Annotated in this window: 13 protein-coding genes and 1 tRNA gene; 9 read left to right on the top strand and 5 right to left on the bottom strand. The window is 42.7% G+C overall.

The genetic code is table 11. From position 1 onward, the window contains the following. Positions 1-27 precede the first annotated feature (27 nt). Positions 28-1,290, top strand: coding sequence for a glucose-1-phosphate adenylyltransferase (gene glgC / locus AC19MV_RS14435; RefSeq protein WP_432401954.1), 1,263 nt, complete (start codon positions 28-30; stop codon positions 1,288-1,290). 9 nt (positions 1,291-1,299) lie between these two features. Beyond that, positions 1,300-3,012, top strand: coding sequence for a glycogen synthase (locus AC19MV_RS14430; protein ID WP_498308417.1), 1,713 nt, complete (start codon positions 1,300-1,302; stop codon positions 3,010-3,012). A 178-nt stretch (positions 3,013-3,190) separates the two neighbouring features. On the opposite strand, the gene AC19MV_RS14425 is transcribed toward AC19MV_RS14430, so the two are convergent. The 3 genes from AC19MV_RS14425 to AC19MV_RS14415 form a co-directional block, all read right to left on the bottom strand. Continuing rightward, the gene (locus tag AC19MV_RS14425; protein ID WP_498308415.1) at positions 3,191-5,584 is read right to left on the bottom strand and encodes a TonB-dependent receptor plug domain-containing protein; all 2,394 of its coding nucleotides are present in this window, start codon (positions 5,582-5,584) and stop codon (positions 3,191-3,193) included. Positions 5,585-5,822: 238 nt separating this feature from the next. Further along, positions 5,823-7,544, bottom strand: a complete 1,722-nt coding sequence (locus tag AC19MV_RS14420) for a phospho-sugar mutase (RefSeq protein ID WP_498308413.1) — start codon at positions 7,542-7,544, stop codon at positions 5,823-5,825. Between the two features lie 260 nt (positions 7,545-7,804). Beyond that, positions 7,805-8,482 carry a glutathione S-transferase family protein gene (locus tag AC19MV_RS14415; protein ID WP_498308411.1) on the bottom strand — a complete coding sequence of 226 codons (678 nt, stop codon included), beginning with the start codon at positions 8,480-8,482 and terminating at the stop codon, positions 7,805-7,807. 289 nt (positions 8,483-8,771) lie between these two features. Between AC19MV_RS14415 and AC19MV_RS14410 the strand changes: the two genes are divergently transcribed. Continuing rightward, on the top strand, positions 8,772-9,398 hold the full coding sequence (locus tag AC19MV_RS14410) for an HD domain-containing protein (RefSeq protein WP_498308409.1): 627 nt from the start codon (positions 8,772-8,774) through the stop codon (positions 9,396-9,398). Positions 9,399-9,407: 9 nt separating this feature from the next. Here AC19MV_RS14410 and pabB read toward each other — a convergent pair whose 3' ends face one another. Beyond that, on the bottom strand, positions 9,408-10,844 hold the full coding sequence (gene pabB / locus AC19MV_RS14405) for an aminodeoxychorismate synthase component I (protein WP_498308407.1): 1,437 nt from the start codon (positions 10,842-10,844) through the stop codon (positions 9,408-9,410). A gap of 198 nt (positions 10,845-11,042) precedes the next feature. Here pabB and AC19MV_RS14400 point away from each other — a divergent pair, with 198 nt between their 5' ends. The 5 genes from AC19MV_RS14400 to AC19MV_RS14380 all read left to right on the top strand — a co-directional run bounded on the left by AC19MV_RS14400 (position 11,043) and on the right by AC19MV_RS14380 (position 17,736). Beyond that, on the top strand, positions 11,043-12,599 hold the full coding sequence (locus AC19MV_RS14400; protein WP_498308405.1) for a fumarate hydratase: 1,557 nt from the start codon (positions 11,043-11,045) through the stop codon (positions 12,597-12,599). Positions 12,600-12,797: 198 nt separating this feature from the next. Continuing rightward, positions 12,798-14,849: a dipeptidyl-peptidase 5 gene (locus AC19MV_RS14395; protein WP_498308404.1), complete on the top strand. Its 2,052-nt coding sequence runs from the start codon at positions 12,798-12,800 to the stop codon at positions 14,847-14,849. Positions 14,850-15,332: 483 nt separating this feature from the next. Further along, the gene (locus AC19MV_RS14390) at positions 15,333-15,956 is read left to right on the top strand and encodes a YchE family NAAT transporter (RefSeq protein WP_498308402.1); all 624 of its coding nucleotides are present in this window, start codon (positions 15,333-15,335) and stop codon (positions 15,954-15,956) included. Between the two features lie 239 nt (positions 15,957-16,195). Further along, positions 16,196-16,285, top strand: a tRNA-Ser gene (locus AC19MV_RS14385). A 134-nt stretch (positions 16,286-16,419) separates the two neighbouring features. Next, positions 16,420-17,736, top strand: a complete 1,317-nt coding sequence (locus AC19MV_RS14380; RefSeq protein ID WP_498308400.1) for a DEAD/DEAH box helicase — start codon at positions 16,420-16,422, stop codon at positions 17,734-17,736. 77 nt (positions 17,737-17,813) lie between these two features. Here the strand turns inward: AC19MV_RS14380 and yegS are convergent, their stop codons facing one another. Continuing rightward, complete coding sequence (gene yegS, locus AC19MV_RS14375; protein ID WP_498308398.1) at positions 17,814-18,758, bottom strand: lipid kinase YegS; 945 nt, start codon at positions 18,756-18,758, stop codon at positions 17,814-17,816. A gap of 269 nt (positions 18,759-19,027) precedes the next feature. On the opposite strand from yegS, the gene AC19MV_RS14370 reads away from it, so the two are divergent. After that, positions 19,028-20,827, top strand: coding sequence for a DUF885 domain-containing protein (locus AC19MV_RS14370; RefSeq protein ID WP_498308396.1), 1,800 nt, complete (start codon positions 19,028-19,030; stop codon positions 20,825-20,827). The last annotated feature ends 110 nt before the right edge of the window (positions 20,828-20,937 follow it).

The raw sequence follows: 20,937 nt of genomic DNA, 5'->3' as shown, positions 1-20,937 counted from the left end.
TTTTAAATAGCAAAATGGAGTCTGCTTATGAGTAATATTCGTTATATTAGTAATTTAACCCGTGATACCTATGCGTTGATTTTAGCGGGGGGACGTGGTTCTCGCTTGTACGAATTAACCGATTGGCGCGCTAAGCCCGCACTCTATTTTGGGGGTAAATATCGCATTATTGATTTTCCATTATCAAACTGTATTAACTCTGGAATACGCCGAGTAGGGGTGGTGACACAATATAAGTCGCATTCATTAATTCGTCATGTTACTCGTGGCTGGGGACATTTTAAAAAAGAGCTAGGGGAGTCGGTTGAAATATTACCGGCTTCTCAACAAACATCAGGTAACTGGTATCAAGGTACTGCAGATGCGGTATTCCAAAATATTGATATTATTAGACAGGAAATTCCGAAATATGTGATGATCCTATCAGGTGACCATATATATCGTATGGACTATGCAGGCTTGCTAGCCGCCCATGCAGAATCAGGTGCTGAGATGACTGTGTGTTGTTTAGAAACACCTATTGACGAAGCCGCTGGAGCGTTTGGGGTTATGGAAGTTGATAGCGATCATCGGGTGATTGGCTTTGAAGAAAAACCCGCTGAGCCCAAACCGGTTCCAAGTGATCCTACAATGTGTTTAGCTTCGATGGGCAACTATGTATTCAACACTAAGTTTTTATTTGAACAGTTAAAAAAAGATGCCAACAACGAAAAATCAGATCGTGACTTTGGCAAAGACATCATTCCAGCCATTATTGAAAATCACAAAGTGTTTGCATTTCCATTTTCCAGTGCGGTTGCTGGACAACCTTCATATTGGCGTGATGTTGGGACATTAGATTCGTTTTTTCAAGCAAACATGGAGCTGTTATTACCCACACCTCCACTCAACCTTTATGATGCCAAGTGGCCAATTTGGACCTATCAAGAGCAGTTACCACCCGCTAAATTTGTGTTTGATGATGATGATAGGCGCGGTATGGCAGTGGACTCTATCGTTTCTGGAGGCTGTATTATTTCAGGTGCTAAAGTTAAACGTTGTGTGTTGTTTGATGAAGTGAGGGTATGTTCTTATTCATTTGTAAAAGACTCGGTTTTATTACCCGATGTGGTGGTATTGAAGAATTGTAAAATCCAAAATGCCATTTTAGATCGGGGTTGCATTATCCCTGAAGGAATGGTGATTGGTTATAATCATGATCACGATAGGGCTAAGGGTTTTAGGGTATCCGAAAAAGGCGTTACTTTAGTAACACGGAAAATGTTGGGTTTACCTGTTGGCTACGAATAAGGACTGGAAATGACTCAAGGTAGTGTAAAACGAGTACTGCTGGTGGCAGCAGAAAACGATGCACTTCACGGCGCTAAAGTGGGTGGCATGGCGGATGTTATCCGCGATTTGCCCCCAGCATTAGCCATGTGCGAAGTGATAGCCGATGTTGCTATGCCAAATTATGGTTTTTTAGCCCAGCGATATCATGCTATGCATATGGTTGATATTGAGGTGTGCTTTGCGGGTGAACACCACTCTGTAGCGGTGTATCGGATGCCTAGACCGCAAAACAAAGATGACATCGCAGCGGCCAGCCAAAATGATGCTGACGATTCAATCGCGCAAATCTATTTATTTGATCATCCGTTATTTAACCATCACGGTAAAATCTATTGTAACGGTTCCGCCGACAGACCGTTTGCCGAAGATGCGACCAAGTTTGCTTTGTTTTCACTCTGCGCGGCCACTAGTTTAGTGCAAGGAGTATTACCGCGAGTGGATGTGTTACACCTTCACGACTGGCACACTGCCATGGTGGCAATGCTTCGCAGTTGTGTTGATGAATTTGCAGTCTTAAAGGCTTTACCTTGTGTATTTACGATTCACAACTTGGCATTACAAGGGATCCGCCCCTTTACCGGAGATGATTCTTCATTCGGCCATTGGTTTCCGCAATATATGGGTAAATTAAACCCAATTGCGGATAACAGCTTGTTTGATCCTCGTTATGACAATTGCATCAATCCTATGCGAATGGGGATTGTACTGAGTGACAAAGTGCATTTGGTGTCACCGACCTATGCTCGAGAAGTGCTCATACCATCTGACTATATTAAAGGTTTTTTTGGTGGAGAAGGTTTAGAGAACGACTTAATTGCTAGATGTCAGCAAGGCAAGTTAGTCGGGATCATTAATGGTTGTGTTTATGATGAGGTTAATAACACCGATGAACCTCATCATGATTATGCGGCGTTGTTACTTAAAGCTGAAAATACCCTTATTAAATGGCAAGCTAAGGTTGCTAATGTCAATGTGATCGATTCCATTGCACTTACTCGCATTAACCAATATAAACATGCACTAATGGCCAACACCCAGTTGCTAAAAAACAGTCAGGTTGTTCCCGATACAGACCGTTTTCTGTTGACTTTTGTTGGACGTTTAACAGAACAAAAAATGTTGATTTTATTACAACCATTTATTGATGCTGAAGGTCGAACCACCACAAAAACAGTGCTAGATGCGATAGTCGAATCGCTTCAGCGACATCAACCGAGTGGGGTATTTATGTTGCTTGGTAGTGGTGATCTGCATATTGCTAAGGTACTCCAAGCTACCGCGGCGCGTTATGATAACTTTCTGTTTTTAAACGGTTATGATGAAGCATTGTCTGAGCAACTTTATCAATCGGGCAGTTTATTTTTAATGCCAAGTTCATTTGAGCCATGCGGGATAAGTCAAATGCTGGCAATGCGGGAAGGGCAGCCTTGTTTGGTTCATGGCGTGGGCGGACTGAATGACACGATTATAGATAATGTCAGTGGTTGGGTGTTTAATGGTGAAACGCTAGCAGCGCAAGCGCAAGCTCTGGTTGAGCGAGTTAATCAAGTGCTCGAGTTATATGGCAGTGATACTTGGCAACAGGTGAAGCACAATGCTGCCAAACAGCGGTTTAGCTGGAACGATGTCGCGAAGCAGTATCTTGAAAAGCTTTATGTCACTAATGCTATTGATCATTAAACTTAGTGAGTAAACACGGTCAGTAAGCATTACTCCGCTAGCAAGACAACGTAAGTTAATGTTATTACCCCATCGTTCTCTGTTCAGCTTGAGGTAATAAAAAGCCAATCAAACATGATTGGCTTTTTATTTTTCAGCGTGAGTTATCGGCTGATTAATGCTTACTAATAACGATTATTTAGTAGGTGTAGCGTAGATCTAAGTAATAGTAGCCACCGTTAAAACCAAATGGAGTATTGGTTAATGGGTAAACAAAAATACCATTGAAGTTATTGTCTTCAGGACGTTTCTCTGGGTAGGTATCAAACAGATTTTGCACACCAAGTGTTACCGCAAGTGAATCAGTGGCTTGATAACGGGTACTTAAGTCTGTGGTCCATTTTGCATCGTATTCCACTTCACTCGACGAATAACCTACCGTGTAATCACCAAAGTAGCTGAAACGTAAGTTAGTGGTAAAGTCATCATAATGATGGGTAAAACCAATGTTGCCAGAATGCTTAGAGGTTGCTTCTGTCATACGAATTTCTTCGATGCGATCAAATAACTCACTTTCTAAGCCATCGAGAATAGTCGGTAAATTAACAGACTTAATCTCGGTTTCTTTGTATGAATAAGCAAGATTAGCCGACACATCCCCAAACTGACCTAGGTCAAATTGTTGCGTCATAACTAAATCAATACCCTGGGTTTCTGTATCAACTGCGTTCATAAAGAAACGCGCAGATTCAGCATTGGTGCCAGCAAGCGCTGCAGCAATAACAGGTGAACTTTCTTGATCAACAGAGCCAGACAAAATAATGCGGTCATCAACATTAATTTGATAAGCATCTAATGTCGCGGTAAAACCATCGTCACCGTTATAAACTAGGCCAGCACTGTAAGAGTGTGAGATTTCCGCTTTAAGATCGGGAATATCTAACGCTTGTTTAATTGGCGATAACTGGTTAAAGGTGCCTGATTCACGCGGTACAAATTCGCCAGTGACTGGATCTGGGTCAAAAAAGGTCGACACGTTGGTAAAGTATAACTGTTGCACGCTTGGTGCACGGAAACCAGTGTCAGTGGTTAAGCGAAACGCTAACTTATCGGTCAAATCATAACGACCCGACAATTTCCAGCTGGTATTGCCTCCGAAATCTGAATAATCTTCATAGCGTATCGCCGCCGCCCAATAAAAGTCATCGGTAAGTTGATTTTCAAGTTCAATGTACAAACCAACGTTTGTGCGGTCTTCATCGACTTCAGACTCTTTGGTAAAGCCACCAAAGCCCTGGCTACCACCCGCTTTATTTTCGTAGTCACCTAAAATATAGGACTCTTCTTGACCCGCTTCAATCTCATAGCCACTTTCACGGAAAGTGACGCCTGTGGCGACCATGATTTCTGAATCATTATAAAAATCATAATAGGTAGACGCATCAAGATTGAGGTTTAACTCACTATTAGACAGGGTGCCAGCATAAAAATCGGTTGGACTCGTTGGACCTAAAGAGGCGTTAATGGTGTTTTCAACGTTATATTCAAAGCTGTTGCTACCGTAACCGGCAGAGGCATCAATGTTCCAATCACCTAATTCAGCGTCATAACCCATTACAAATGAATAATCGAGGATTTCAGGGCTAATTTGCGGTAAATAACCGTCTGGGTATACTTCAATAATATTACGTGAATCTATCGCGCGACGGTAAAAAGCACCAGAGGTAGATTCGCGTTGGCTTACGCCACCAAAAGCATACACTTTACTGGTGTCTGTGATGGCTTGTTCAGCATTCACAAATAAGCCGTAGTTATCATAATCGCTGTCACCAACGTGGTGGTTTTTAAGATTAATTGTGTCTTCACGAGGATCTAAACTACCATCAGCCAGTTTCGGGTATTGTTGACGAGAATCTAAACCAGCGCGGTTGGTTGAATTCTTTTGATGCGCTTCTAACGATACGTTAACAAAGCCGTCGTCACTGATGCTAAAGCCCTGGTTAACACCTACACGTACTTGCTCACCATCACCTTCATAGGTTTGGCCTATTTGGGTAGAAATGCTGCCGCCTTCGTCGCTGTCTTTAAGTACAACGTTAATCACGCCGGCAATGGCGTCTGAGCCATAAAGTGCCGACGCGCCGTCACGTAAAATTTCGATGCGCTTAATTGCAGTCATTGGAATGGCATTTAAGTCAACGTTAGAAGAACCTTTACCGACAGTGCCCGACAAATGAACTAACGCAGAACCGTGACGACGTTTACCGTTAACCAACACTAAAGTATGGTCTGGTGACATGCCGCGAAGACTAGCAGGGCGAACCGCATCACTGCCGTCTGTAATGGATGAAAACGGAAAGCTGTAGCTGGGTGCTGCAAACTGTAGCGCTTTTGCGGTTTCGGTAATCCCGGTCGCTTCAAGTTGCTCTGAGGTAATAATATCAACAGGTGTTGGGCTATCAGTGGCTGTGCGCAGGGCAATACGTGAACCAATGACCTGAATACGCTCAAGATTCAGACCTTCCTCTTCAGCCATAGCTGCTGGGGCGGAAATACTGGCGATGACCGCCAAAGATACGAGACTTTTATACATTAGCAATCCTGCGATAACGTTAATAGAAATTATATAACATTATAGACCAGTTTTGCTGGAGATTAGATCTGTTTAATATATGGTGAGTTAGTTTAATACGGCATATGTAATGACACACAGGTATAGTGAAATATACTAATGCAAACAGTTTGTTAATTTACTTTTTAACACAAATAAAAACACCTGTTAAATTTAACAGGTGTTTAACAGTGTAGCCGGTGTCGCTCACGATAATTGATTAGCTAGGCAAACTTGCTTGATGAGCTTTAATAAATTTATCCATCGTCTGTTCGGCTCGTTGTTGCGCAGTGGCCCAAGTGTCAGTTGTTGTCATGGTTTCAACGACTTCGTAATAACACTTAATTTTAGGTTCTGTGCCTGAGGGTCTTACGATGACTCTGGCACCATTTTCTAAGCAGTAAATCAATACATCACTTTTAGGTAAGTCAATGACCGCAGTAGAACCATCGGAAAATGTTCGTAAAGACTGTCTTAGATCATCGCTTGACGTTACCGCCAAACCGGCAATACTGGCTGGTGGTTGTTGGCGTAAATGCTCACCAATGTTTGGCGTATCAGGTTTTAGGGCAATACTGACTTGCGCATTAAGGTGAAAACCATGCAGACGGTAAATTTGCTCTAGCTTGTCCCACACAGTTTGATTTTTGGTGGCCAATTCAGCGCACAACTGTGCAAACGCGACTAATGCAGATAAGCCATCTTTATCCCACACCATGCTGCCCACGGTATAACCCAGCGCTTCTTCATAAGCGAACAAGAATTGGTTATCAGCCTCGCATTTGTTTATTCCTACATTCATCAACCATTTAAAGCCGGTGAGGGTGGTATAGCATGTTGCTTGCATCGATTGTGCAACTTTAGACAACAAACTTGACGACACGATGGTGGTGCCCACTAGACGTTGGTGGGTTGGGGCGTGTGATAATAAATACTCGCCAAACAATACGCCGACTTGATCGCCTGTAAGCATTTTATAGTCGTTTTCAGCAGTACGCACTGCCACAGCAAAACGGTCGGCATCAGGATCGTTGGCACACGCGAGCATGGCCTGATGTTTTTTAGCTTCTGCAATGACTAAATCCATTGCGCCTTTTTCTTCAGGATTAGGGAAGTTAACCGTGGGGAAATCGCCGTCAGGTTCACGTTGTGCCGCGACAGAATAGACTTGGGTGAATCCTGCATCTTTCAACACGGCTTCAGCCATGTCAGCGCCCACACCATGCATAGCGGTGTACGCTAAGCTTACCGGTTGGGTATTAGCATGTTGTTGCAATACACTCGCAGTATGAATGCCTTCGCGGTAGGTTTGGTAAAAATCATCTTCGAGCCAAATCAACTTGGCTTGTTTCTGGGCATCATCAAGCGAGATAAACGGGATGCTCTGGATGGCAGCCTGTTGTATTTGTGCGGCAATACCTGAGTCATGTGGCGGAATAATTTGCGCACCATTTTCCCAATACACCTTATAACCATTGTATTGTGGTGGGTTGTGGCTTGCGGTCACCACAATGCCTGCAGCAGCGTTAAAGTGTTTTACCCCAAAGGCCACTAATGGTGTAGCGGCAACCCGAGCCGTTAACCGAACGGTTATGCCCATTGCGGTCAGCACTCTGGCAGCATCGTGAGCAAATGCATACGAATCATGACGACCGTCATAGCCAATAATCACGCCTCGGCTGGCTGCATCATTAATTTGTGCCAATAAATAGGCACCTAGACCTGCCGTTGTTTGTCTAACAACGAGGCGATTCATTCCCATGGGGCCTGGGCCCACTTCACCACGAAGTCCTGCGGTGCCAAAGGCTAAACGACCTGAAAACATGTTGGTTAAAGCTGTTTCGTCTTGATTGTCGAGTAATGTTTGTAATTGAGCTTGAGTGCTAGGATCGGGGTCTTGTTGTAACCAGTGATGAATTTGATGCTGTAAGTGGGTATTCATGATCAACCTCATTGATAATCATTTTCAATTGCTGCATTAACAGTAGAAAAATAACGGCATAAGAACAAGTAAAATTACGATATTTACTGGTTAAATAACCAAATCAATACATATTAATAACCTATTAATGCCATTAATATACGACCGTGAAGAGGGGATCCGTCACATAAAAAAACGCGTACTACTGAGTAATACGCGTTTGTTGCCCTAAGGTTGTCCTAAAGCACTTAACTAATAGTATGTTATGGGGCTTTTACTGTTTAAGCTTTTGGAAAGTTCTGTGGGAAGAAAGCTCGTTTTGCTTCTTCGTCAAACTCGCCTTTAAAGGCAACATCTTTTCCAAAATTACGAGCCGTTTCAATGGCAGGGCGTGCACTCACGCGATCAAACCAGCGCTGTAGATTAGGGTATGGTGCTAAACCTTCCTCACCAAGCACAACCGTCGCTTTATCAATCCAACCCCATGCAGAAACGTCCGCAATGGTGTATTCATCACCCACTAGGTACTCACGACCCGCTAAATGATCGTTTAATACTTCGTAATGGCGCTGTGCTTCACGTGAATAACGGTTAGTGGCATAGGCGATTTTTTCAGGAGCATGGTGTCTAAAATGCACGGATTGACCAGAAAAAGGACCAAGACCAGTGGCAATAAACATTAACCACGACAACAACTCACCGCGATCTTCCGCTTTACCCGTTAACTGGCCAGACTTATCAGCCAGGTATAACAAAATCGCGTTAGAGTCGAAAACTCTTACGCCATTATCATCAATCGCAGGCGTTTTAGCATTGGGGTTAATCGCTTTAAATTCAGCAGTATGTTGCTCACCTTTAAGAGTATCTACAGGCACAAGCTCAAACGGTAAACCTGTTTCAGCTAAGAATAGAGCAACTTTCATTGGGTTAGGGCCAGGGTGGAAATAAAACTTAAGCATGTGAACTCCTTTTTCAGTTAAGGCTGATATTGAAACAGGTTTTGAGTGAATGCTCAAGAAGTATTTGAGCGAGTGGTCAAAGATGTTAATGCTTGTCGCGGAATATCACAGCGCAAATTAAGCATATAAACGCCTTCGTTTCTCGGGTATATGGTTCAAAAGTGGGTACTCGCTGAACCAATTAAAGTTATTGCCGGCTAATGCTTATTAGTTAAAATACCTTGCTGTAAAAAATTGACTATGCAGATTGGGTTCATTAGGTTGGCTAACGCGATACGTGAGGAATAACATGAAAGAGGAATATGAATATCAATTGATTGCGTTTATTAACGCTGAGATGCAACAAGATTTAGCCCATGATCTTAATCATGTGTTTAGAGTGGTTAACACGGCTAAAGCATTATGTGTCAGTGAAGGCGCTGACTCTGCGATAGTCATACCAGCAGCTTATTTACACGATTGCTTCTCGTTTGCTAAAAATCATCCAGAGCGTGCTCAAAGTTCACGTTATGCGGCAGATAAAGCCATCGCGTTTTTAGGCAGTATAGATTATCCAACTCAATTTTTACCTGCCATTCACCATGCGATAGTTGCGCACAGCTTTAGCGCCAATGTTGCTCCACAAAGTGTAGAAGCTAAAATTGTTCAAGATGCCGACAGGTTAGATGCATTAGGCGCCATAGGTATTGCAAGGTGTCTTCAAGTCAGCACCAGCCTTGGTGTGAGCTTGTATAATGTGGATGATCCATTTTGTATAAACAGACAAGCTAATGATCGTCTTTTTGCGATTGACCACTTTTACACAAAATTATTTAAGCTTGCTGACACTATGCACACTGAATCTGCAAAAATAGAAGCCAGCAAAAGAATTGAGTATATGAAAAGCTTTTTGGCTCAATTAAATACTGAGATTTAACGACCTATACTATTGTTTATTAAGACTCTCTAATAAGGGCAAGATTTTACTGACTTTATCAAAGCTTTCTTGATACTCCGCTTTCGCATCAGAATCCGCCACAATACCGCCGCCAGCCCAACAATAAATACGGTTTTGCTCTGTAACTAAGGTGCGAATGGTAATACTGGTGTCCATATTACCGTCCTGGCTGATGTAACCAATACTGCCGCAATAAAGATTACGTCTTGATGGTTCTAACTCTTCAATAATTTGCATGGCGCGTATTTTAGGCGCGCCAGTAATCGAACCGCCAGGAAAGGCGGCCTGGAGTAAATCAAAGGCATTATGATCGGCTGCCAGTGTGGCGGTAACTGTGCTCACTAAATGATGCACCGCAGGAAAGCTTTCAATAGCGAATAATGTCGGCACCTTAACACTGCCAGGCGCTGCTACTTTACCTATATCGTTACGCAGTAAATCCACAATCATGACATTTTCAGCGCGATCTTTTTCAGAATGGCTTAGGGTGTAGGCAGCAAGCTGATCCTGAACGGGGTCAAGACTGCGTGGCAAGGTGCCTTTAATAGGTTTTGTTTCAATGTATTGATGTTGTAAACGTATAAAGCGTTCAGGCGAAATGGATAACACACAATGCTCGGGTAAACGCATAAATGCTGAAAAGGGCGCTTGGTTAGCATGCGACAATGCACAATAAGCCTGCCATTCGTCACCTTGATAGTGTGCTTCAAAACGCTGAGTTAAATTGATTTGATAGCAATCGCCGCTAAGTAAATACTCATGTACCTGAGCAAATTTTTGCTGGTATTGCTGCTCAGTGAGTTGATTTTGCCATGCTGAGGTTAAGGTGAAATCTTGTGTGGCCGCTTGAGACACTTTATTGAGGTTATACTGATTTTTTATTTTTGATTGAATTAAATTCACTTCAGTTTCAAGCGCTATCTTTCCATTATAATGGTAAGCAAACCAGCACTTTTCGGTATAGCAATAAAGCAAGCAAAAATCGTAAAACCCGATATTCATCTCTTGCAGGTGAATATCTTTGTTGGCAATTTTTGGCAGTTTTTCAATTGTCCGGCCTAAATCATAACCCCATGCGCCGACGGCGCCAACACTAAATGGGTGTTCACATGCTTGTTGAGTGGGATAAAGCAAAGTGTGAATGTGGGCTAAGTTTTCAAGGGGCGACAGCGCAGCAGAAGGCGTAATATTCAGTTGCGCAATATCCTGATGGATTGGGGTAAATTGACACTGGCCATCATCGCTAGTTAAGGTCGCAATAGGATTAAAGGCAATAATGTCAAACTTCGCATCTGGGTGCGCGGCATTGGCGGAGTCGAGTAATATGGCCCAGGGGTTATCACTAAATAATGCAAACAGTTGTTTAGTGTCAATTTCCCAATCTAATTTTTGCCCATAGAGTGCGTTTTTTACCCGCGCAAACATCGATTACCCTTATCTAAAAATGTGATGTAGCCCAAAAAGGATGGAAAGAGTATCATATTGGTCTAAATAGTTAACCTCGTTTGGTAGCCGTTTAATGACGCGTGATTGAGTCAGTTAATAATAACGAGATGGTTACCCAAACGTTTCTGTTGATAAAGATAATAATGTTAGGCCGCAATGGCTGCTGGAGCGCCCCATATGTCGAGCAATACCCCCACAACGATTTCCAATACTCCTGTTGTAATTAAACAGGCCGACTTTATTGAGAGTATCGCTGATTCACTGCAATACATTTCTTACTATCACCCAAAAGATTTTGTTGATGCGATGTACAATGCCTACAAGCGTGAACAAAGTGCTGCAGCTAAAGATGCGATTGCACAAATCTTAATTAACTCGCGTATGTCAGCAGAAGGTAAGCGTCCGCTGTGTCAAGACACCGGTATTGTGACCACATTTGTTAAAATTGGTATGTCTGTACAGTGGGATAAAACAGACATGACAGTACAAGAAATGGTCGATGAAGGTGTTCGCCGCGCTTACACCAATCCAGATAACCCATTGCGTGCATCGATTGTCGCCGATCCTGCTGGCACACGTAAAAACACCAAAGACAACACCCCGTCAGTGGTACACATTGATATGGTTGCCGGCAATCAAGTTGAAGTAATGATTGCAGCCAAAGGCGGCGGTTCTGAAAACAAATCTAAAATGGCAATGTTAAACCCGTCTGATGATATCGCTGCCTGGGTTGAAAAAACCTTACCGACTATGGGCGCAGGTTGGTGTCCACCAGGCATGCTTGGCATAGGTATTGGCGGTACGGCTGAAAAAGCCGCAGTAATGGCAAAAGAGTCATTAATGGATCCGGTTGATATTCACGAGTTAATGGCGCGCGGTGCGGTAACGACCGAAGAGAAATTACGTTTAGATATTTTTGAGCGCGCTAACAACCTAGGTATAGGTGCCCAAGGTTTAGGTGGTTTAACCACAGTGCTAGACATTAAAATCAAATCAGCGCCAACTCATGCAGCCTCAAAGCCAGTGGTGATGATCCCAAATTGCGCGGCAACTCGCCATGTGCATTTTCATTTAGACGGTACAGGCCCAGTTGATTTAGCACCACCATCATTATCTGATTGGCCAGAAATCACTCGCGAAGCGGGCGAGAACACTCATCGTGTCAATCTAGATAACATCACTCAAGCTGAAATCGAAACCTGGAAGAGCGGCGATACCTTATTACTTAACGGTAAAATGCTAACCGGTCGCGATGCTGCGCATAAGCGTATTCAATCGCTATTAGATTCTGGCGAAGGTTTACCTGCAGGCGTTGATTTTACCGGCAAGTTTATTTACTACGTTGGCCCAGTTGATCCAGTGCGTGATGAAGTTGTAGGCCCAGCAGGCCCAACAACGGCAACCCGTATGGATAAATTCACCGACATGATGTTAGACAAAACCGGTCTAATGGGCATGATTGGTAAATCTGAGCGTGGCCCTGAAACCGTAGCGTCAATTAAAAAGCACAAAGCTGTTTATTTAATGGCTGTGGGCGGCGCAGCTTATTTAGTGTCTAAAGCGATTAAAAAAGCCCGTGTTGTTGCATTTGAAGACTTGGGAATGGAAGCCATTTACGAGTTTGACGTTCAAGATATGCCGGTTACCGTTGCTGTAGACTCTAATGGCGTTAACGCTCATGAGACTGGACCTGCAATATGGAAAATCAATATTGCAAATAGCAAAGCTAAGTAATCGCATGCTGCTAGAAAGCATCGATAAGCTTGTTAAACAACAAGATGTCATGTGATAAGACGCTCAAGTTTACAGCTTTTTACAAAAGGCCTGTTGCTTGAGCGTTTTGCTTTCGCTAGTCTGCAATAGATATTGATATGTTGATCCTAAATTAGGTTCAGCATGATTTCTACCTAAAACAACTGAGACTCTATAACAATGAAAAAGTCCTCTGTATTATTTGCACTGGTTGCCGCCGGAATGGCAACGTCAGCGCTGGCGGCTGAGCCGACACCTTTTAATGTGCAGCAACTCGTTAATTTAAATAAAGTTCATTCAGCTGCTGTGTCAAACGACGGTAAAAACCTCGTTTATGGCGTTAAAGTCGTTGATGAAAAAGGCGAGGCGAGTTCGGATCTGTACTTGCTCGATTTAAGCAACAAAAACGCTAAACCTAAACAGCTAACGGCTGCTGCGGGTACTGAACATGATGTGAGTTTTTCATCAGATGGGCAGTCGATTTATTTCCTTGCCAGCCGCACGGGTAGCAGTCAGTTATATCAGTTAGCCCTCAACGGTGGCGAAGCCATCGCGGTAACGGATTTACCGTTAGATGTGAATGGCTACAAATTGTCTCAAGATGGCAAGCAAGTTGTTATGACCATGCGCGTGTTTCCTGAGTGTAAAGACTTAGCGTGTTCTAAAGACAAGTTTACTGCCATTGATGAAAGCAAAACGTCTGGCCGCGAATATAAGCAATTAATGGTTCGTCACTGGGATACCTGGGAAGACCATGCACGTAACCATTTATTTGTAGCGCAATTAAACGGTAAAAAAATCACTGAGCCAACCAATGTTACCGCTAATCGCGACACTGAAACGCCTCCTAAGCCATTTTCTGGAATGGAAGAAGTGACTTTTACGCCAGATGGTAAATACGTGGTGTATAGCGCAAAAGCGCCAAGTAGCGATCAAGCCTGGACAACCAATTATGATTTATGGCAAGTACCTGTGGCAGGTGGCGAAACTGTTAATTTAACCGAAGCCAATACCGCATGGGACTCACAGCCTACATTTTCTGCTGATGGTCGTTATTTAGCGTACTTAGCCATGACCAAGCCAGGTTATGAAGCAGACCGTTACCGCATCATGTTACGTGACAATGTCACAGGACAGGAAAAAGAAGTCGCGCCTCTATGGGATCGCAGTGCAAGTTCGCTTAATTTCAGTGCCGATGGTCGTACTTTATATGTCACCGCGCAAGATGTGGGTCAGGTCACTATTTTTGAAGTGAACACTCAATTTGGTGATGTGCGTCCTATTTATAATCAAGGCAGCAATAGTTTAATCGCGGTCACTAACAACAAATTGATTTTCCAAAAGTCATCACTGGTTGAACCAGGCGATCTATATAGCGTAACGGCAGAAGGTGAGCAACTTACTAAGCTAACTGACGTCAACAAAGATAAATTGGCCAATATTAAATTTGGCGAGTTTGAACAGTTCAACTTTAAAGGTTGGAATGATGAAACCGTACATGGTTACTGGATAAAACCGGCTAATTATGAAGAAGGTAAAAAATACCCAATCGCGTATTTAGTACACGGTGGCCCACAAGGTTCATTTGGCAATGGATTCAGTGGTCGTTGGAATGCCCAGCTTTGGGCTGGCGCAGGTTATGGCGTAGTGATGGTCGACTTCCACGGTTCTACCGGTTATGGCCAAACATTTACTGACTCAATCGGTAAAGATTGGGGCGGCAAGCCACTGGAAGATCTTAAAAAGGGCATGGCGTCTGTCACCACTCAGCAACCTTGGTTAGATGCAAACAATGCTTGTGCATTAGGTGGCTCATACGGTGGATACATGATGAACTGGTTCCAAGGTAAATGGAACGATGGTTTCAAGTGTCTTGTTAACCATGCGGGTCTATTTGACATGCGTTCAATGTACTACGTAACAGAAGAGCTATGGTTCCCTGAATATGAATTTGGCGGTTCGTACGACAAAAACAAAGAACTGTTTGAGAAGTTTAACCCAGTTAACTATGTTGAAAACTGGAAAACGCCAATGTTAGTCATTCACGGTGAAAAAGATTACCGCGTACCTTATGGTCAAGGCCTGGCGGCATACACTTACATGCAACGTAATGGTATCCCATCTGAGTTGTTAGTATTCCCTGATGAAAATCACTGGATTTTAAACCAGGACAACCTGCAACAATGGTACAAAAATGTACTCGGTTGGATGGATCGCTGGACAGCAAAATAGTCATTACGATGAAATGACGCAATACCGTTAATATGACTTAACGGTAAGACTCAATTAAACAGAGATGTCACTTAAGGTGACATCTCTTTTTTTATGAACGAAATAACAGTAATGTTAGAATTTTTCATCATGATGGTTTTATGTTCAATGTTATGATTTGTTATTTATCGACATATCTTTAAGGTATACAGCCACTAAAATCGTTTTATGGGTATATATTCAGCAATAATGAGAGTGATCAGACATAAAAACTCAGCAGATCGGCTTAAAATGTAATAAAATTACTTCCATATTAAATTTTTAATTCGTTTAGCGATTATATTAATGAGATTACTGCATGTTCGCATTAGCTTTTGTATGGCAAAATGGCTCTGAAATAACAAAAAATCTCATTATGTAAATCCACATGTTTCGGCTACATTAGCGCGCTCAGAATTGAGCTTCAAATCAGGTAATATCAAGAGGGTTTAGTTAGTGGATTTTATGCTTTATATCAAGTTCTTCTTAGGACTGTTAGCCATCATTAACCCTATAGGGTTATTACCTGTATTTGTGAGCTTAACCAGCCATCAAACTGAAGCGGATCGCCAAAATACTAATCGTGATGCAAATATTGCCGTAGTGATCATTTTATTGGTGACAGCAATAGCAGGGCATTACATTCTTAGTATGTTCAGTATTTCATTATCGGCTTTTCGTATTGCCGGTGGTAGCTTGATTTGTATTATTGCGATGTCGATGTTGCAAGGTAAAATCAGTGAAGTGAAACGTAACCAGGAAGAAGACCGTGAGTCTTCAGGTATGGAATCTGTTGCAGTTGTGCCATTGGCTTTGCCATTAATGGCTGGTCCCGGTGCCATTAGTGCGGTGATTGTGTTTGCAGCGGAGCATCACCAAATAACCAACTACATTGGTATGTTTTTAACCATTATTACCTTAGGCCTTGTCAGCTGGGGATTATTCCGGATGGCGCCAATGCTGTTTAAATTATTAGGTAAAACTGGCATTAACGTAATTACCCGTCTAATGGGTCTACTGATGTTGTCTTTAGGCATTGAAGTGATCGCCGCAGGTGTTAAAGGCTTATTTCCAACCTTAATTGGGTAGATTTTGCCTAAGTTGCCGAGCATTTGTGCAAACGCTTGTATAGTGGGGTTATTTCGCTTGACCCGCTATCGGCATTTGCGTAAAGTACGCCACGATTAACATCACAGCTGCTATAGGACGTTAACGTCTACAACACTGTGATGCTTTATTAAATATGCAAGGTTAGATTGATAACGCGTATATTTAATGAAAGCGAATAAATGGATTTGAATATGTCATGTATTTGAATCCGACAAATTGGTGAGCTGGCTGAGTGGCTGAAGGCGCACGCCTGGAAAGTGTGTTTAGGTTTATCCCTAACGAGAGTTCGAATCTCTCGCTCACCGCCAAATATGAAAAAAGACGTCTTCGGACGTCTTTTTTCATTTCTAATAGATTATTTTCACTCAAGTGTATTGACCTATGAGTGAATGCTATACTGACCCCACGCTATTTTTTATCCTACTTATTGAGTACTCATTTCATGCCATTTTCGACACTTGGATTACGCGACACTATTGTCAAAGCCTTAGCTGAAGTGGGTTATAGCAACCCAACGCCTATTCAACAACAAACCATTCCGGTGATTTTACAAGGTAAAAACCTACTTGCCGCCGCGCAAACCGGTACCGGTAAAACCGCAAGTTTTGTGCTACCAATATTAGAACGTTTAGCCGACACGCAAACGGAACGCAAAAAGCGCATTCGCGCCCTCATTTTAACGCCTACCCGTGAACTTGCTGTACAGATCCAAAGTAACATAGTGGCTTATGCCAAACATGTGGGTGTGAGCTCGTTTGTGATTTATGGTGGTGTTGATGAAAAGCCGCAAAAACAAGCGTTGCTCGACGGTGTCGATATTTTAGTGGCAACCCCTGGGCGTCTGCTCGATTTATACACCCAGCGTGCCGTGCATTTTGACGAAGTCGAAGTATTAGTGCTCGACGAAGCTGACCGCATGCTAGATATGGGCTTTATTGAAGACATCAATAAAATCATTGATAAACTGCCATCAGAACGTCAAAGCTTATTGTTTTCTGCAACACTGTCGAACCAAGTTCGTGCACTGGCTAAAACGGCTATTCATCGCCCTGTTGAAATCTCAGTGATTGCTGATAAAAACTCAGCGCCAAAAATCTCACAATGGTTAACTACGGTTGATAAAGACAAAAAATCTGCTTTATTAAGTCATTTGATTAAAACCGAAGCCTGGGACCAAGCGCTTATTTTTATTGAAACCAAGCAAGGTGCCGCCAAGTTAGTCAGCCAATTAGAAAAACGTGATATCGAGGCGGAGTGCATCCACAGTGGCCGCAGTCAGCCTGTGCGTGAACAAATTTTAGCGGATTTTAAATCGGGTAAAATTAAGTATCTGGTGGCGACAGGGATTGCATCTCGCGGTATCGATATTGACGATTTATCACGGGTGATTAACTACGACTTACCATTTCCTGCGGATGATTATATTCACCGTATTGGTCGTACTGGCCGTGCAGGTGCTGCTGGTGAAGCGATATCGTTTGTCTCTAAAGATGATTTTAAGAACTTGTGCATGATTGAGAGCCGTTTGGGCCATTTGTTAGCGCGTAAAGTCATTGATGGATTTGAGCCGAATAAGCCGGTGCCAGAGTCTATTCTCAATCACATGCCTAAAAGTCGTCAAAATAAACCCCAAACGCAGGATGAAAGACCGACATTAAGTTTAGGTAAATCTAAAAGCTATAACACAGATTTTAGAAAAGCCAAAACTCAGAAAGCGCCTGTTAAGAAAGGACCAAAGCCAAATCCTTGGAATCTATAAACTTATTGCTTATGGATTAAAGATTCACTCATGAGGTGCTTACACGTTAAGCGCTTTAGTAATGATGTTGTGACCAGTTAACTTGTGGTTTTTGCAGACAGGCAAGGGCAGTCATCTGGCAGTACCATTCGCAGCGCGTGTGGTACAACTTCAAAACGCATTTGCTTACTTGGGTATGGCTCGCCATCAAGATTAAGTGGCAACTCAATCGGGAAATCGATTTCAAGCCAACGAGTTTGAAAATGATAACAAAATTTCGCTTCACTACTTAGAGTGGATATTTCCTCTATCACGGTGGGAATGTCTAAAGGTGAAAAAGACTTCAACAAGGTTACATCCATCAAACCGTCATCAATATATGCTTTTGGTGCTAACAGCTGTCCACCACCCGCTTGACGGCCATTACACATCGCACCAACAACAATCTCGCCTTCAAACCTTCCTTTAACGGTTGTGATGTTTCCTTGATAAGGCTTAAATCCTAGCGCTTTAGCCAATCCGGTTAAGGTATAAGCGCCGCCACCTAAAAAATCTTTTAACTCGCTTGGTGTTTCGGCAGTGACTTGTGCGCCAAAACCTGCAACTGCAGCGTTTATAAAATACTGCAGTGTTGGGTGGTTATCATCAAGATTTGATGCGTTAATCACATCAACATAAAACGCGTTACCTGTAATAGCCAACCGCAAAGCTGATGGAATATGTACAGGGATATGGCAAGCGCTAGCAAAATCATTTGCTGTACCTAAAGGCAATAAAGCCAGCGCTATGTTATTTGCAGGAGCGTCATTGAGTTGCAACGCAGTGACGGCTTCGTTTAAGGTTCCATCACCGCCGCCCACAACAATTCGTGCAACATTATCGTTAATCGCTTCATCGATAAAACGCTGCATATCAGCGTGTTCCCACGTAACCCGAACATCGATAATATGACCTTCATCCCGAAGCCGCATAACGGTTTGTCTTATCTCGGCAATCGCCGCTTTTTTACCGTTAAGGATCAGTCGAATGTGGCTCGCTTGCATGGTGTTTTCCTTCATAGATACACACAATAGGGTAGACGATAAAGATAACGAGTGAATGGCTCAAATGGATATCTATTTATTGACGGCATAAGTATCATTTAGTGTCACAAAAGATGTCTAGTTGCTGCAAATAGTAAACGAACATGGTTAACTATGGACATTGTGAGAATCTATTTTTCGACTTGAGCGTTAACCAGATAGTTAACGCTATGTAAGCGACGATTAAACACCAATTAAAAATACAAAAACGATAAACTTAGGGATATAAAATGAATAAAGCATTATTGCCGTTGGCTGTCTCATTTGCACTAGCCAGTTTGCTAGGCTGTAGCGACAATCAAACGAGTGTAGCAACTGAGCAAACTACAGCAACAAAAGACGTTACCACACCAGTAGCTGCAGTAGAATTAAACTTTAACGATTATTCACAACAGTTTATTGATGAGTTATGGACACTGTCGCCAACATGGGCGCTTTACAGTGGTAAACACGTAAACGATGGCTACCTTGATATTCCGAATCAGCAGAGCCGTGACAGCACATTGGCTTTTGTTGATAAACAGGAAACCGCACTGGCACAATTTGATCCATTAACGTTAACGGCTAATCAGCAGATTGATTATAAATTACTGGTTAACCTTATTGAGTCGATGAAGTGGGGTGTACAACGTTTTAAAAGCTGGCAATGGGATCCGTCTAACTACAATGTGTCTGGTGGCTTTGCGCAAATCATTAACGAAGATTTTGCCCCTCTAGATGAACGTTTAACCTCCGTTATTGCCCGATTAGAAAATGTACCTGCTTATTACGAAGCGGCAAGAGCTAACATTAGTGATCCAACACTGGAGCATACTCAATTAGCCATCATGCAAAACCAAGGTGCGTTTTCAGTACTGTCTGATGCGCTTGTTAAACAAGTCGCAGACTCCGGCTTAACGGCAGAGCAAAAAGCGTTGTTTACCTCACGTTTTGATGCGGCTACTGCTGCGATAACCCAGCACATTGAATGGTTAACGGCACTTGAAGTCAAACTGACCAAAGATGGCGCGCGAGATTTTCGTATTGGCGAAACCTTATACGAAGAAAAGTTTGCCTTTGATATTCAGTCTGGGATGACAGCAAAACAGCTATTTGACAAAGCGGTTGCAGATAAAAATCAAATTCAGCAAGAAATGGCTAAAATCACCACCCAAATATGGTCTAAGTACATCAAAACGCCACAGCCAACAGATGACAAATTGGCCATTCGTCAGTTAATCGATGTGTTATCGGCTAAACATGTTAAGCGCGAAGATTTTGTGCAAGAAGTGCGCAAACAAATTCCTGAACTGATTAAGTTTGTTAACGACAAGCAATTAGTCACCCTCGACCCTAAAAAGCCGTTAATCGTACGTGAGACTCCAGAATACATGCGCGGGTTTGCAGGAGCGTCAATCAGTGCGCCAGGGCCTTACGATCAAGGCGGTAATACCTACTATAACGTATCGCCGTTAGATGGCATGAGCGATGAATCTGCAGAAAGCTATTTACGTGAATATAATCATTGGATTTTACAGGTGCTTAATATTCATGAGGCGATCCCGGGTCATTACACTCAGCTTGTGTATTCAAACCAATCACCAAGCCTGGTAAAAAGCTTGTTTGGTAACGGAGCGATGGTTGAAGGTTGGGCGGTATACACTGAGCGCATGATGTTAGAAGAGGGCTATGGTGATTTTGAACCTGAAATGTGGCTGATGTATTACAAGTGGAATTTACGGGTTATTTGCAACACCATTCTTGATTACAGCATCCAGGTGAATGGTATGGGCGAACAAGACGTGATTAATTTACTTGAAAACGAAGCGTTCCAACAACGCGCAGAAGCTGAAGGAAAATGGCGCCGTGCAACGTTAAGCCAGGTCCAGTTAACGAGCTACTATGCTGGCTATCGTGAAATTTATGATTTCCGTGAGCAGCAAAAAGCCAAGTTAGATGATGATTTTGACTTAAAACAGTTCCATGAACAGTTTTTAAGTTATGGCAGTGCGCCAGTTAAGTTCATTAAGCAATTAATGAGCGAAAAATAATCGTCAAAGCTGCGTGAGTGTAAATAAAATGGTCTGAATGTTCAGGCCATTTTTTATGCCTGATGAAAATGAATGCCCATATTGTGATGTAGGAACATAGTCAGTTGTTA

Source organism: Shewanella sp. MF05913 (assembly GCF_059758095.1).
The sequence above is the reverse complement of the archived record's forward strand: the minus strand, read 5'-3'. Positions and strand labels throughout refer to the sequence as shown.

Bases quoted from the DNA above. Each gene is read 5' to 3' on its own strand.
- glgC (WP_432401954.1), top strand. From the start codon at position 28: ATGAGTAATATTCGTTATATTAGTAATTTAACCCGTGATACCTATGCG.
- AC19MV_RS14430 (WP_498308417.1), top strand. From the start codon at position 1,300: ATGACTCAAGGTAGTGTAAAACGAGTACTGCTGGTGGCAGCAGAAAAC.
- AC19MV_RS14425 (WP_498308415.1), bottom strand. From the start codon at position 5,584: ATGTATAAAAGTCTCGTATCTTTGGCGGTCATCGCCAGTATTTCCGCC.
- AC19MV_RS14420 (WP_498308413.1), bottom strand. From the start codon at position 7,544: ATGAATACCCACTTACAGCATCAAATTCATCACTGGTTACAACAAGAC.
- AC19MV_RS14415 (WP_498308411.1), bottom strand. From the start codon at position 8,482: ATGCTTAAGTTTTATTTCCACCCTGGCCCTAACCCAATGAAAGTTGCT.
- AC19MV_RS14410 (WP_498308409.1), top strand. From the start codon at position 8,772: ATGAAAGAGGAATATGAATATCAATTGATTGCGTTTATTAACGCTGAG.
- pabB (WP_498308407.1), bottom strand. From the start codon at position 10,844: ATGTTTGCGCGGGTAAAAAACGCACTCTATGGGCAAAAATTAGATTGG.
- AC19MV_RS14400 (WP_498308405.1), top strand. From the start codon at position 11,043: ATGTCGAGCAATACCCCCACAACGATTTCCAATACTCCTGTTGTAATT.
- AC19MV_RS14395 (WP_498308404.1), top strand. From the start codon at position 12,798: ATGAAAAAGTCCTCTGTATTATTTGCACTGGTTGCCGCCGGAATGGCA.
- AC19MV_RS14390 (WP_498308402.1), top strand. From the start codon at position 15,333: ATGCTTTATATCAAGTTCTTCTTAGGACTGTTAGCCATCATTAACCCT.
- AC19MV_RS14380 (WP_498308400.1), top strand. From the start codon at position 16,420: ATGCCATTTTCGACACTTGGATTACGCGACACTATTGTCAAAGCCTTA.
- yegS (WP_498308398.1), bottom strand. From the start codon at position 18,758: ATGCAAGCGAGCCACATTCGACTGATCCTTAACGGTAAAAAAGCGGCG.
- AC19MV_RS14370 (WP_498308396.1), top strand. From the start codon at position 19,028: ATGAATAAAGCATTATTGCCGTTGGCTGTCTCATTTGCACTAGCCAGT.